Raw genomic sequence first — 14,262 nt, 5'->3', positions numbered from 1 at the left:
GTCTGGGCCGTGTCTCAGTCCCAGTGTGGCCGTTCACCCTCTCAGGTCGGCTACGCATCGTCGCCTTGGTGAGCCGTTACCCCACCAACTAGCTAATGCGCCGCAGGCCCATCCCCTGGTAGCAGATTGCTCCGCCTTTCCGCCTTCCGGTATGCACCAGAAGGTCTTATCCGGTATTAGCTACCGTTTCCGGTAGTTATCCCAGTCCAAGGGGCAGGTTGCCTACGTGTTACTCACCCGTCCGCCGCTAAGTCATCTTGAGAGCAAGCTCTCATGATGACTCCGCTCGACTTGCATGTATTAGGCACGCCGCCAGCGTTCGTCCTGAGCCAGGATCAAACTCTCCAATAAAGTATTGAAAGAGCGATTCGCTCATTTTGAAACATCTGACGAGAATTTGCATTCTCTTCATTTTGGAACTCGCCAGAAGCGAATTCCCACTCACTCGTTGTTCAGTTTTCAAAGATCAAACTTTATCACTTTAAATCTTCAGTGCGGATGAGCATTTCTCAACCGGATCTTTATCATATCACTTTTTTCGACCGATTGCAACAACTTTCTTTCAATAGCGTCAGCGTCTTTATATTAAGACTCTCTTTTTCCCTATTAAAAAATTGTTGTTAAACAGCTGCATCAGCGACTGGATTTATAATATAACATGTCCCGGCAAGATTAACAACCCGTAAAATTTACCAATTTGGAGCTGGTATCATTTCCTTACTCTCAATTCGCCCTAAAGTCCCGTAAAGGAAACGCACACGAAAAGCGTGCAGACTGTACCCGAAGATACGGATCTGCACGCGCAAATTCTATGATACTATCTCCTTAATCGGAAATCCAGGGATTCCGGCGTTTTTTCGTCGTCCCTCTGCTTTTACCTGTACTCTGCTGTTTAGTGGTGCCACTCTGTTTGACCTCTTTGCCGCGCCGGCTTGATGTTTTGACTTTGGCCGTGGAAGTCGCGGAAGCAGCTTTGGCCTCTCCTTGGGTGGCATTCTGGACTGCGGACAGATTAGCGGTATTCCGCTCCTCCTGCAACGACGATTCTCCTGCGCCGGCATCCACCTGCGTCTCACCCGGGATTCGGTTCAAATAGGCCCAATCCTCTTTGCCCGGATATTCCGGAACCGGCGGGATGCCCGACATTACGGGAGAGCCATAAGTTCCAGCCGGGTATGACGGCGCCATGTAAGGTTCAGGAAACACCATACCACAAGGAAAGCTTTGGGCTTCGCTCGTATAAACAGGCATAGCGCCATATACCGGTGCCTCATAGCCACTCTGATACGGCTGCATTCCTGAAGGACCTCCGCATCCGCAGGAAGGCCAAGGGAGCATTGTCGGCTGACCCCCGTACTGAGGTGAGGTATAGGCCGGATGTTCGGGATAGGGATTGAAATCGGCGGCGGGCATCTCTGTGGCATAGCCCGGCATGACTCCCGGATAGCACGGCGCCGCCATATTGGCGACAGGATAAACCGGGCCCGGATAGCTATAAGGAGCCTGCATTTCAGGCATATACGCAGCGGGCTGAACTTCACATGGCGCATAAGACATTGGCTGTACGGCCTCATACATCGGGTACGTCGGCGGGCAGTCGTTATAGTATGGATTTTCCGTTATCCCCGGGTAACCATAAGATTTTTCGCAGGGAGTTATAGGTTCGCAGGTGCAATAATCTTTAGGAGGCTCGGGCATCGGCGGGCAAGAGACAGCTTCTTGAGCAGGAACTGAAATCTGCACGAACAGGCTTTGCGATTCGGTATGAATCGTCTCGCTTACCGGTGTCACAGGCGCCGGGGGCATCTCAATAGGTACCGGGGCAACCGGAGCCGGAGCAACTGGAGCGACCGGGGCTATGGGAGCTGTCTGTTTCTCTTTTTCAATGGGACCGGTATAGGCTTTTCCGCCGGGGGTGGTTTTGTCAGAAATGACCGACGTTTCATGTTGCATTTGCTGCTGTGCCATCGGAGCTGCCCCTTTTTTCGGAATGTTGACGATATCTCCTATTTTAAGCATATCGGGATTCTTGAGCTGGGGATTGGCCTGGATGATATCCTTGAGTTGAATCCCCCATGCCTTTGACAGTTTCCACAAGGTGTCTCCCTGCATGACCGTGTGTTTGTGGAACAGCTCGCCGCCGTCCGGTACGGGAACGGGAACTGAAGGGATTTTCACCTTGTCTCCGATAGCAAGAACTTCGGGATTTGCAATTTGCGGATTGGCTTCAATCACTTTATCCAGCGGCACCCCATACTTTTTCGATAATTCATAGAGCGTATCGCCTTGCTTGACAATGTGTATTTTCACGCAAATATAACCTCCTAACGTTTTGTGGAGCAATGCTTTTTCGAAATATAAGAATGCATAAGCGTCGAGCTTACTCAAGGTCTTATATTTCTGCGAGAAACGGTGCCGCCTCTTAAGAGGACGGAAATCCGTTTCTTCTGACGCAGTGATTTGCGGTAGAGCCGCCTCCATCGTTACTACATCTTATGCAGCCCATGGGCGATTGACATCCCAGAAGCAAAAAAAATCCTTTCATGCGGCATGAGTGCATGCGCATCAAAGGATTGGTCGTTTGATATTCAAAAACTTAGGACTGCCACACCTTATAGCCATCTTTGTCCACAATGCTCCGGAATTCCTCAAGCAGCTTCAGCGTGATCGGACCGGCATGGCCTTCGCCAATAATCCGTCCGTCGATCTCGCGGGCCGCGATAACCTCTGCCGCTGTACCGGTGAAGAACACCTCATCCGCAATATAAATATCATGCATCGTGAAAGGCTCTTCCTTCAGCTTGATGCCGAGCTTCTCGCACAACTCGATAATGGCAAGACGCGTAATGCCTTCGAGAGCGCCAAGGTAGCAAGGCGGCGTGTAGACAACGCCTTTTTTGATGATGAAAATATTGTCGCCGGAGCCTTCGGTTACATACCCCTGTGCGTTCAGCATGATCGCCTCATCGGCTTCCGCGAGGTTGGACTGGATTTTGACCAGAATGTTGTTCAGATAGTTAAGCGATTTGATCTTCGGATTTAGCGCATCCGGAATATTGCGGCGCTGGGAAACGGAAACGGCGCGAAGACCGTTCAGATAAGCCTCCTCCGGGTAAATGGCCAGTTGCTCCACGATGATAATTACGCTGGCTTTGGGGCAGCGGCGGGGATCCAGTCCGAGGTTGCCCGCACCGCGGGAAACGATAAGACGGATGTAGCCGTTGCGCATATCATTGCGGCGGATCGTCTCCGCCATCGCTTCCAGCATTTCATCATAAGTCAGCGGGATGTCGAGCATGATGGATTTGGCCGAATCGTACAGCCTGTCCAGATGCTCCTTGCATTTGAAAATATTGCCGTTATAAATACGGATACCTTCAAAAATACCGTCGCCATACAGAAAGCCGTGGTCAAAAACGGATACCATGGCGTTTTCCTTCGTTACATATTCTCCATTAAGATAAATCAACTGCTCAGACATGAACTTACTGCACCTCCGCTTTCTCTTCCTCATAGGTGTATGTGGGATACGAGCCCAGAATTCGGACCTGGCAGCCCAAAGCTTTGATTTCCTCAATAGCGGCAGGCAGGAGGACCGATTCCAACGGTTCGAGCACATCGATATAAAAATAGTAGGTACCCAGCTTCTTCTTCGTAGGCCGTGATTCAATCCGCGACAAATTCAGTTTGCGCCAAGCAAAGGCTGAAAGAACCTGATGGAGCGCCCCCGGAAAATCCTCCGGCAGGGTGACCAGCACGCTGGTCTTGCTGCCGGTGCTTACACGGGGGATATCAAGCTTCCCGGGTCCCGCCAGCACAAAACGGGTAAAATTGTTGTGATGATCGGTAATTTTGCTTGCGATAATCTCTAGTCCAAAAGTCTTCGCACCAAGCTCAATGCCGATTGCCGCCCAGCCTTTGCCGGGATTGTTCTTGACGATTTCCACAGCTTCCGAGGTGCTGCCCACGGTTTCAAGTTCGGCTGACGGGGCATGGCTGCGGATAAAATGGCCGCACTGGGCCATTGCGACCGGATGGGAAAGGATTTTTACGATGCCCGAGTAATCGACACCGCCTTTTCCGTCCGCAAACTCACCGGGGTTAGCGATCAGGTTCTGCACGGAAGGATAAATCCATTCGGCCTGCATCGGCAGATCCACTTCATGAATAAGCCAGTCCATGTGCAGGCTTACCGAGCCTTCAATCGTATTCTCGACCGGAATGACGCTGTAATCGGTCTCTCCTTTGGCTGTGGCCAGAAACACGTCGGAAATAAGCTTATAGAACACAGGCCGGCAGGGCTCCCCTTTCATTAGATACAGCAAAGCTTCATGAGAGGTCGTTCCCTGCGGCAGCACCGCTATTGATTTCATGACCGTACTTCTCCTTTTATCATATCCAAAAATGATTGACTTTGCATCCCATTTTCGTCCACAGACTCCGCAAGCGCCCCAATTCGGCACGGCAGAAGCCAGCGAGTACGCGCTTCAATGCCATGTTTACGCATAGTTTCTGTCAGAAAGGCTTCCAGTTCGCTCTTTCGCGACTCCCGCCCATCCACAAACGCAATCAGCGTCGGGCCGGCGCCGCTTAAAGCGATGCCGAGGGCGCCGTGCCGCGTCGCTTCGGCCAGAACGGCTTCCATGCCGGGAACCAGAGCGGCCCGGTACGGCTGGTGCAGGCGATCCCGCATTGCTGCCCCGATCAGATCGAGGCGCCCGCTGGCAAGTGCTCCCGTCAGCAGCGAAGATCGGCTGATATTGTATACGGCATCGGCGACAGTCACGCTGGACGGGAGCACTTCCCGCGCTTTGGACGTCGCCAGCTCGAACTCGGGTATGACGACGAGGGTCTCCAGATCATCTGGCGGTTCGATGCGGATTACGTCGGCATGGCTGCCATCCCAGGCGGCGGCGATAATCCCGCCGAACAGGGAAGCGCCGACGTTATCGGGATGCTTCTCCTGCGCCGTAGCCATATCGAAGATCCGCTCATGGCTCAGAGGGGAACCGATCAGCGCATTGGCCGCAACCATGCCGCCGATAATGGCGGAGGCGCTGCTGCCGAGTCCGCGTGTGAGCGGGATCTCGGAATACATTGATATTTCCAGTTCGGGGACGGATACGCCCGCCTCGTCGAACACCATCTGCGCGACTTTGTAAATCAGGTTGCTTTTATCCCGGGCCACTTCCTTCATCTCATCGCCGTAAAGGTGAAACTCGGTCTGCTCCGCTTCTCCCATTTCGATCCAGGCGTACAGCGACAGCGCCATCCCGAGCGTATCGAATCCCGGCCCCAGATTGGCGGTGCTGGCAGGAACTTTTACCCTTACCTTCCGAACGTTACTCATGTCTGCACCGCCCTTTGGCAGCCATAAGGCCTTGAATAAAAATCATGGGAAGCTTCTCTATATTATCCTTCAATATGAAATATCTCACAAGCCATGTTCTCCTTTAAAGATAATTGCCTTTCCGGCGGTTTGCTTTAGCCCTCGACACGGTAATGGCTCTTCACGCGGCGAATGACCTCAAGTTCCTCGAAACGGCGGAGAACCTTGTTCATGCTGGCTTTGCTGGCATCGTGCGTAACGATAATGATTTCGGCATTCGGGTTGTTCGGATTAGCCTGCTGCACGACAGAATCAAGGCTGACGTCGCATTCGGCGAACACCTGGGTGATTTTAGCAAGCACTCCCGCCTTGTCGTCCACATGGAGCAGCAGAAAGTTTTTAAAGTAAATATCGTCGTCGCTCTTCAGCTTCTTCTGCTTGTAGGGAACAATCTGTTTCAGGCCATTGACGCCCAGCTTCAAATTCTTGATCACCGCCACCAGGTCGGCCACGACAGAGGTTGCCGTCGGCATTTCTCCGGCTCCCGCTCCGTAGAACATCGTCTCCCCAACCGCTTCGCCATAGACATAAACCGCATTGTAAACGCCATTGACTGATGCAATAGGGTGGCTCGCGCGAATCATGGTCGGCTGAACACTGATGTTGAATTCATCATTTTGGCTCTCGGCAATGCCCAGCAGCTTCATTTCGTATCCGAGACGTTTGGCAAATTGAATATCCTCTTTGCTTACGCCGGAAATCCCGCTTACGCACACATCCTGCAGCTCAACGTTGGTGCGGAAGCCAAGCGTACCGAGAATCGACATTTTGCGGGCGGCGTCAAGTCCCTCCACATCCGAAGTCGGATCGGATTCGGCATAGCCAAGCTGCTGCGCCTCTTTCAGCACATCGTCGTATGAAGCGCCTTCCTGGCTCATTTTGGTGAGTATGTAATTGGTCGTTCCGTTGACGATGCCCATGATTTTGACGATCCGGTCGGATGAAAAACCTTCGATCAATGTCCGGATAATCGGAATGCCCCCCGCCACGCTGGCTTCATAGAAGACATCGCACTGTTTCTCCTGCGCTTTGGCCAATATTTCGGTGCCGTGCAGCGCCATAAGATCCTTGTTGGCCGTAACGATATGCTTACCGCGCTCGAGTGCCTCCAAAAGATATTCTCTGGTCTTTTCGACTCCACCCATTACCTCAACAATGACATCGATTTCCGGGTCGCGTATGACCTCCCACGGATCTGTGGTCAGCTTCGCCGGATCGATCTCGATCGAGCGCGCTTTATCTGCGGATTTAACGGCAATACGTTCAATATAAATCGGCGAACCGACCTGGCTGCTCAAATCCTCCTGGTTCCCCTGCACGATGCGCACCACGCCCGTACCGACCGTTCCCAGCCCGAGCAACCCTACTTTCACCGGTTTCATTTGAATCTGAATCCCCCTTAACGTGTATTCCACTCTTAGCCTTGCACATTCTTTCAAAGACGCTTCCATCGTCAACCCTGTCCTACAATCAAAGCGCGTTTGACGCCGGGCATCCCCTTCAGGCTGTCCAGCATGTCTCCAAGCTCATCGTTCAAATGGGTAATCTCAATGGAAAGGACAACGTTCGCCCACCCTTGCAGCGGAATGCTCTGATGAATGGTCAGCACATTGGCTCCATGCCCCGCTACGGCTCCGAGTACCTTGGACAGCATACCGGACTCGTGTTCGAGATCCATCGAAATCGTTACGATGCGCTCCCTTTCCAGTTGGTGAATCAGATGGATGCCGTCCTTGTATTTGTAAAAAGCGCTTCGGCTGAGACCCACCTGCTCCACGCCCTCATGCACCGTCTTGGCATCGCCGGCTTCCAGCAGCTGCTTGACCTGCATCGTCTTCAGCACCGCCTCGGGCAAAATATCTTCACGAACCAAATAATAACGTTCTTTCACAAACGTCCTCTCCTCAAAGACTTTTGTTTTTACATAGTGGACATTATAAAGTTATTCAGAAAGAATTGCAATACTTTTCACAAAACGGATGAACTCCAAATCGAATACCGATTTCGTCGCATCCAACAAAAAGGTTCGTCCCTCCCGGGACTTAGCTCCGCCGGCCAGACGTTTTAAATGAAGATACACCTTTGGAAAGCGTAAAAAAGGCGCCTGCATGGTCTTCCCTTACGGAAAACCAATGCAGTCGCCTGATTTCGAGCCTAAAATTTATTTAATTAATAGTAGCTGCTGTTCTCGACGAACTCGAATTCGAAATCGGCGATCCGCACGATGGTGCCTTCAACCGCTCCGCGTTTGCGCAATTCCTCGTCAACGCCCATATGCCGCAGTGTCCGCGCCAGCTTGAGGATCGCATCATGCGAATTAAGCTGCATCCGTTTGAGCATCCGCTCAATCTTCGGACTGTTGACGACAAAGGCTTCGTTATCGCGGGTGATGGTAAACGAATCGTCCTCCGCCGCATCCAGCTTGTACACCTTGCGCTCGGCACTCTCTACGACTTCTTCCACGGCCGGAGCCTGCGGGATGGAGTCGAGCAGATCGGCGGCGCGGTAGAGCAGCTCCTGCACCCCTTGGCGGGTGAGCGAGGAGATTGGAAGGATTTCCAGATCGGGCCGAACACTGCCGGTGCGCTCGCGGAAAGAAGCCAAGTTCTCCTGCGCTTCTTCCATGTCCATTTTATTGGCCGCCACAATCTGAGGACGATCGGCAAGCCCTACATTGTACTGCTTCAGCTCGTCGTTGATCTTCACCCAATCCTCAAAAGGATCTCGTCCTTCCGAACCGGCCATATCAACTACGTGGATAATGATTCGCGTGCGTTCGACATGACGCAAAAATTCATGTCCGAGACCGACGCCCTCATGGGCGCCTTCGATCAGCCCGGGCAGATCCGCCATGACAAAGCTGCGGCCGTCCCCGACGTCCACCACGCCAAGATTTGGCGTTATGGTAGTAAAATGATAAGCGCCGATCTTTGGCTTGGCAGCCGAAACAACAGACAGCAAAGTCGATTTTCCTACACTTGGAAAGCCGACGAGCCCCACATCCGCCATGACCTTAAGCTCAAGCACAACGTAGCGCTCCTGGCCTTCCTCCCCATTCTCCGCGAGCTCGGGAGCGGGGTTATTCGGCGTCGCGAACCGGATGTTGCCACGGCCGCCACGGCCGCCACGGGCCACGACGACTTCCTGGCCGTGACGCGTCATATCGGCGATAGTCTCGCCGGAATCGTCGTCGATCAGCACCGTTCCCGGCGGAATACGGACAATCATATTTTCGGCTCCCGCGCCGTGCTGGCTCTTGTTGCGCCCTTTTTCTCCGCGCTGAGCCTTGAAATGCCGCTGATAGCGGAAATCCATCAAGGTCCGCAGACCTTCGTCCACGCGGAAAATAACATCACCGCCCTTGCCGCCGTCGCCGCCGGCCGGACCGCCCTCCGGCACATATTTCTCGCGACGGAACGCCACTAGACCGTCGCCGCCGTCGCCGCCTTTTACAAATATCTTCGCTTTATCTACAAACATGGATGTCTCACCTTCCTTCACATTCCCATCGGCAGGCGCAGCTGAAAGTCCGCCTTATGGGCCGTCAACCGCTCCGCTTTTACAATTTTGCCCTGCACGATATTAAATATCTGCTTTTGGAACAACTCCGCTCTCCCGCGCAGACCATCGCTGCCGAATACGATTACGATGTCCCCTTCATCCCGCTTAAAAGTAAGACGCAGCGATAGGGTATCGCCTTGAGCGGCCATTCCGCCGAACTGACAGGCTCTGACCATCTGCACAATAACCGAGGTCAACTCATCTCCGGCTTCGGGCGTCAGCATGTCTTCCAGATGCAACCCTTCTTCCACCTCGATATCCAGCTGCAGGCTGCCGCCAACAGTCCGGAAGGATTGAAGGTAGAAGACCAGCGAAGGAATACCGAGCTTGGCGATCCGGCTGTCCAGCGCGATGCGTTCCTTTATTCTTTCCACACACTGCACCGATTTATCAGGCTTTCCCAACTGAATATAACCGTACAGTACTTGGAGATCATTCATCCAGTCATGACGGTGGTGATTAAGCGTCCGAATCGCTGTCTGCTGCAGAATCCGTTCCTGTTTCCACAGTTCCCGTTCAAAATGCCGACGGACCGTCAAAACGCTGAATAAAGCCGCAGCAACTGCCCAAAATCCTAGCAATAGACATGTCCAAAGCGTCGGCCATATACAGGCGAGACCCAAAGGAAACGCTACCGACAACACCGCCGCTCCTATTGCGCTTTTCCAGGATTTCATACTGTCTTCCCCGTCCCTTGCGTTCGCGAATTGTTAGCATTCTACCGTAACCAGATCATTTCATGTTTACCAGTATACCATAGGAATTCCCGCAAATTCACCAAGAGGTTGTAAGAATCTTCCTAGATCCTGTTCCCTATTTCTTTGAAAAAAAGCCTCCGGCGATCATGCCGGAGGCTTTATTGCAATTATGGTCCGTAAGCTTACGCTTCCAGAGCCGCCGCTACCGGAGCGACGTCTACCGGGTAGACGCTCACTTTCTTGCGGTCGCGGCCCAGGCGCTCGAACTTCACAACGCCGTCCACTTTAGCAAACAAAGTATCGTCTTTGCCGATGCCCACGTTTGTGCCGGGGTGGATTTTCGTTCCGCGCTGACGCACCAGAATGCTTCCGCCGGTTACGGCTTGACCATCGGCGCGTTTCACACCAAGACGTTTCGCTTGGCTATCGCGTCCGTTCTTTGTGGAACCTACACCTTTTTTCGATGCGAACAATTGAAGATCCAATTTCAACATGCTGTCTACCTCCTTCTTCAAATAATGACTTCCTGTATCTGAATATACTTCCCGTACGACTCTGCAATCGTATTGAGCATAACGATCATGGATTCCATAAGCAGCTGCACTTTGGCAGCAGTCTCGGGGTCTTCAATCGGCAACAGTGTCCCGCTGAGAAACCCGTCCTTCATGGACGAATCCAGCACGACTCCAGTTAAGGCTTCAATCGCGTTGACGGTACCGACCGTTACGGTCGAAACACCGGCACATACGATATCTCTGCCCTCTCTGTCATACTCGGCATGGCCTTTTACGGCAAAACTGAGGATCGCGCCTTGAGAGGAAGACCTCGTAATCCGCACGTTAATCATTAACGCACCTTCTTACGCTTGAATCTTCTCGATCGTTACTTTCGTGTAAGGCTGACGATGGCCCTGCTTCTTATGGTAGTTCTTCTTCGGTTTGTATTTGTAAACGACAACCTTCTGACCTTTACCATGCTTCTCGACCTTCGCCGTTACGGAAGCGCCGCTTACGAGCGGAGTTCCCGCTGTCAGACCGCCTTCGTTCGATACAGCCAGAACACGATCAAACGTTACGCTTGCTCCGTCTTCCGCGTTAAGCTTCTCGATGAACAATACGTCGCCCTCTTGGACTTTGTATTGCTTGCCGCCAGTTTCGATAATTGCATACATTGGTTTTGCACCTCCTCATGTCTCAGACTCGCCTGGTCCAGGTGGCTCAACCTTTCGGAATCGCGCTTGGTTACCCGATCGGAGCGGTTACAGCATGTGCAGGAAAATAATAAACCGGACACATACTTATAGATAATAGCACGAAGGACTGAAATAGTCAACGTTTATACATAAGCTATCCCTGGCCCGGTTTCCGCAGCGGCGTTCTCCCGGTGCCTCCGCAGCATTCGCATAGGCGGGACGAGAACTCCAGCGCGTCATGCCGCACTTTCTTTCGCGTCATCTCCAGAAGCCCCAGCCGGGTCCAGCCCAAAATGTGCGTCTTCGTCCGGTCTCGGCCTACGATTCTCTCCAGCCGGCCAACAACCATTTTACGATGCTCGTCCAGTTCCATGTCAATGAAGTCGATGACGATAATCCCGCCGGTATCCCTAAGCCGGATCAGGTGTCCGATTTCCTCCGCGGCGAGAAGATTGGTGCGCGTAACCGTCTCCTCCAGCGACGCTCCGCCCGTATATTGGGCGGTATTTACATCGATTACGGTCAGCGCCTCCGCCTCATCCCAGATCAGCGTCGCTCCTCCGTCGAGCGTGATTTTTCGGCTGAAGCCTCGCTCCAGCTGCTCTTCCACTCCATATGCGGCAAAGATCGGCAAGTTTCCGGCGTACCGTTCCACCGGCTTGTACCCATCCGGAGCCATCTCGCTTAAGAATGTCTCGGCCTCCCGGACGGCCTGCTGCGAGTCGATCAGCAGCTCGTCCCTCAGAGGATCGAATGTATCGCGGATGAAACGCTGAACGATGCTGAGGTCGCGGTGCAGAAGAGCAGGGGCCTCCACCTTCTGCGCGCGGCGCATAATCCCCTTCCACTGCGCCCGCAGAATGGAAAGATCTCCTTCCACCGCTTCGGGAGGCTCGTCCTCGGAAACGGTGCGCATAATCAGGCCCTCTTCGTTCTTCCGCAAACGTTCGCCCAGCGCCTTCAATCGGCTGCGCTCGGATTCGCGTCCGATTTTTTTGGAAACCCCGACGTATTCCGCAAACGGCATGTATACCATCCATCTTCCGGGAAGCGTATAGTGTGTGGTGACGCGGGCTCCCTTGTTACCTCTGGGCTCTTTTCTGACCTGAACGACGATTTCCTGTCCGGGACGAAGGAGCGTATCAATCGAAGGCTTTACTCTGGGCTGCTTCTCCAGATGCGGATGCAGCACATCATCGACGTATAGAAACGCGTTTTTTTTCTGTCCAATATCGACAAAAGCAGCTTGCATGCCTGGAAGAACATTCATTACCCGGCCTTTGTAGTAGCTGCCGACAAGTCCCTGCTGCTCCTCTCGCTCCGCCGCATATTCCACCAGTCTTCCCTCCTCCAGAAGGGCCATCCGGGTCATATGCTGAGAGCAGTGAACGATCATTTGTTTCATGGCTTCACCTCTGGCTTACATAAGAAGAACGGCTTCATTTCCTTTTTAGGACAGCGACCGCACTCTCGTAGAAATAAAAAACTATGGATAAGCAAAGAGCTTATCCATTCTAAATTACCCGGCTTCTCTCAAGCGGGTCGTCAGCAGCGCCAATCATAACTTCCATCACATTCCAAAATAAGATGAGAGCAGACGCTGTTCCGGTACGACCCCCATCACGCCTCCTTTGGCGTCAAGCACATAAATCAAATGATACTGGTGCCTTTTAAATAGACGCAAAATATCATCCAAAGGTTTCGCAAGAGGCGCAACTATCGGGCGGGCCGGAGTGCCTTTGTCCATATGTTGTTCATAAACGGCCTCCCGGCTCATGAGAAAAGCCATAAACCGGAAAGGAAGGTTCCGGTGGTCCGTTATATTGGAATATAGCAGAAAAGCGGCGATCATCAGCAGATTAAGCCGTAGTCCGCCTCCGCTTTCCAAGGGCAGCAGGGCGTACACGGCCGTCAAGGCGCTTGCGAATATACTAACTCTTCCGCACCACAGCAGAGTCGAATAATAAGGTGCTTGCAGGCTGACCGCAGCCTGTACGATTTTCCCTCCGTCAAGCGGCAAGATCGGAAGTAAATTGAACAGGGCAATGATAAGATTGGCGTGAATGAGATAAGTCATAAAAGCGGCGCTGCCCCAGCCCATTTCCCTCAATGCCGCTGCGAACAGAATCATCAGGACGTTCTGCAGCGGACCCGCAAGCGCAATTCCGATTTCACGGTAAGCGGTCAGCTTCCCGTTGTCCTCGAGTACCGCGACTCCCCCGAAGGGGAGCAGCTGCACCGATTTGACAGTGGCACCTGCAAGGAGCGCCGCCCAGACATGACCCAATTCGTGAACGAGAACGATGGCAAAAAGCGTGAGCAGTTCGAGAAACTGCCCGGTAAGCACGGAAATCAGCATGATGATTACGAGCAGCGGATGCAGGGAAAAGGAAATGCCCCAGACCCTAATCAAAGCCGATCTCTTCCGCCGGATCGATATAAGCCTTGTCCTGTATAAGCGCAAAATAAAGCAGATTGGTTGAAGAAGCGCCGGTTTCCTCCATCCATCCCACGGTATCTCCGCTTTGAAGCCAGTCGTCCGCTTTCCGCTTCGTTCCGCTTAAATGTCCGTATTCGGCGGTAATTCCGCCGCTGTGCTGAACGGTTACCCGAATGCCTCCTTCCGCTTCTCTAGAAACGGACAGCACCCTTCCCATATCTACACTCTTGACCGTTACGCTTCCGGATGAACCGGCCGATGGTATAATTTCAACGCCTTTAAGCGTAGAAGCGAACGGCTTGACAATACTGCCTGTCAACGGCGGAGCAAGCTTATGATGGACCGAAGCTTTCCGAGCCGTTTCGCTATCCCCAAACATCGGAATAAATGCCGGAGCGCCGTCAAAATAACGTTCGTACCACGCCCGGACCGAAGTAAAGTCCATGTCCTTGCTAAGGGCGCCTGTTATGAAATTTTGCGCCCGATAGGCCCAGGGCTGCTGCACCGCGAATATCCCCCATACCGTCCCGAACAAAAGACAGCTGATGACCGTTCGACGGATCAATCCGGACAAAAAGCGAGGCTTCTCCCGTCCCCCCTCATCGTTCCAGTCCTGGCGCCGCTCTTTCCAAAGCTTTTCGGGATCGGGCTCGCCTGTATTCCCGTTCCGGAATCCCCGCCAATCGTCCGCGCCGCTGTCCTCGGGCATGCCGAACCACGGCGGTTTGGCGAAGTCCTGCTTGGTGTTGGGCAAATTGCGGATATGCTCCTTACGGTAGTTCCCTGCGTTTGGTTTATGACCCATATCCATCCCTCCGGCGGGCTTGTTTTATACCATCCTATGAGGGAATGAAGGTATTTTAGAACAAGCCCGCTCGGAGGATAAGGAGAGGACATGATGAGTGAATTGCCAGACGCAAAAACAAAACAGTCCCGGATGACCACTGAAGAACGTGGTATCCGGGACTGATGCGTTTCGGGG

At 53.0% G+C, this 14,262-nt stretch carries 14 protein-coding genes, 1 rRNA gene and 1 other annotated feature; all 15 genes read right to left on the bottom strand.

Annotated features, from left to right (window positions below; all coding sequences use genetic code 11):
- Positions 1-351 (bottom strand): 16S ribosomal RNA (locus EH198_RS09070); the annotation flags it as partial.
- Positions 352-825: 474 nt separating this feature from the next.
- Entirely contained in the window at positions 826-2,310 is a 1,485-nt protein-coding gene (locus EH198_RS25320) for a LysM peptidoglycan-binding domain-containing protein (protein WP_185702818.1), read from the bottom strand.
- A 286-nt stretch (positions 2,311-2,596) separates the two neighbouring features.
- Positions 2,597-3,481 carry a branched-chain-amino-acid transaminase gene (ilvE, locus tag EH198_RS09060; protein WP_124695208.1) on the bottom strand — a complete coding sequence of 295 codons (885 nt, stop codon included), beginning with the start codon at positions 3,479-3,481 and terminating at the stop codon, positions 2,597-2,599.
- A gap of 4 nt (positions 3,482-3,485) precedes the next feature.
- The gene (gene pheA / locus EH198_RS09055) at positions 3,486-4,373 is read right to left on the bottom strand and encodes a prephenate dehydratase (protein ID WP_124695207.1); all 888 of its coding nucleotides are present in this window, start codon (positions 4,371-4,373) and stop codon (positions 3,486-3,488) included.
- A complete protein-coding gene (thrB, locus tag EH198_RS09050) occupies positions 4,370-5,350 on the bottom strand; it encodes a homoserine kinase (RefSeq protein ID WP_124695206.1) in 981 nt (326 codons plus the stop codon). The genes pheA and thrB overlap by 4 nt, the downstream gene beginning before the upstream one ends.
- 134 nt (positions 5,351-5,484) lie before the next feature.
- On the bottom strand, positions 5,485-6,771 hold the full coding sequence (locus EH198_RS09045) for a homoserine dehydrogenase (protein WP_124695205.1): 1,287 nt from the start codon (positions 6,769-6,771) through the stop codon (positions 5,485-5,487).
- A gap of 71 nt (positions 6,772-6,842) precedes the next feature.
- The gene (locus EH198_RS09040; RefSeq protein ID WP_025336025.1) at positions 6,843-7,280 is read right to left on the bottom strand and encodes an ACT domain-containing protein; all 438 of its coding nucleotides are present in this window, start codon (positions 7,278-7,280) and stop codon (positions 6,843-6,845) included.
- 278 nt (positions 7,281-7,558) lie between these two features.
- Positions 7,559-8,869 carry a GTPase ObgE gene (gene obgE / locus EH198_RS09035; RefSeq protein ID WP_124695204.1) on the bottom strand — a complete coding sequence of 437 codons (1,311 nt, stop codon included), beginning with the start codon at positions 8,867-8,869 and terminating at the stop codon, positions 7,559-7,561.
- Positions 8,870-8,886: 17 nt separating this feature from the next.
- Positions 8,887-9,627: a Spo0B domain-containing protein gene (locus EH198_RS09030; protein ID WP_124695203.1), complete on the bottom strand. Its 741-nt coding sequence runs from the start codon at positions 9,625-9,627 to the stop codon at positions 8,887-8,889.
- Positions 9,628-9,830: 203 nt separating this feature from the next.
- Positions 9,831-10,142 (bottom strand): 50S ribosomal protein L27, encoded by a 312-nt coding sequence (rpmA, locus tag EH198_RS09025; protein WP_124695202.1) that lies wholly within the window; start codon positions 10,140-10,142, stop codon positions 9,831-9,833.
- A gap of 17 nt (positions 10,143-10,159) precedes the next feature.
- Positions 10,160-10,495 (bottom strand): ribosomal-processing cysteine protease Prp, encoded by a 336-nt coding sequence (locus EH198_RS09020; RefSeq protein WP_124695201.1) that lies wholly within the window; start codon positions 10,493-10,495, stop codon positions 10,160-10,162.
- Between the two features lie 12 nt (positions 10,496-10,507).
- The gene (rplU, locus tag EH198_RS09015; RefSeq protein WP_036603262.1) at positions 10,508-10,819 is read right to left on the bottom strand and encodes a 50S ribosomal protein L21; all 312 of its coding nucleotides are present in this window, start codon (positions 10,817-10,819) and stop codon (positions 10,508-10,510) included.
- Between the two features lie 14 nt (positions 10,820-10,833).
- Positions 10,834-10,918, bottom strand: a sequence feature (ribosomal protein L21 leader region).
- 76 nt (positions 10,919-10,994) lie between these two features.
- A complete protein-coding gene (locus EH198_RS09010) occupies positions 10,995-12,245 on the bottom strand; it encodes an Rne/Rng family ribonuclease (RefSeq protein WP_124695200.1) in 1,251 nt (416 codons plus the stop codon).
- A gap of 165 nt (positions 12,246-12,410) precedes the next feature.
- Positions 12,411-13,253, bottom strand: coding sequence for a M50 family metallopeptidase (locus tag EH198_RS09005; RefSeq protein ID WP_185702817.1), 843 nt, complete (start codon positions 13,251-13,253; stop codon positions 12,411-12,413).
- The gene (locus EH198_RS09000; protein WP_185702816.1) at positions 13,246-14,085 is read right to left on the bottom strand and encodes a M23 family metallopeptidase; all 840 of its coding nucleotides are present in this window, start codon (positions 14,083-14,085) and stop codon (positions 13,246-13,248) included. The genes EH198_RS09005 and EH198_RS09000 overlap by 8 nt, the downstream gene beginning before the upstream one ends.
- Positions 14,086-14,262 lie beyond the last annotated feature (177 nt).

This window comes from Paenibacillus rhizophilus (genome assembly GCF_003854965.1).
Classification (GTDB): domain Bacteria; phylum Bacillota; class Bacilli; order Paenibacillales; family Paenibacillaceae; genus Paenibacillus_AQ; species Paenibacillus_AQ rhizophilus.
The sequence above is the reverse complement of the archived record's forward strand: the minus strand, read 5'-3'. Positions and strand labels throughout refer to the sequence as shown.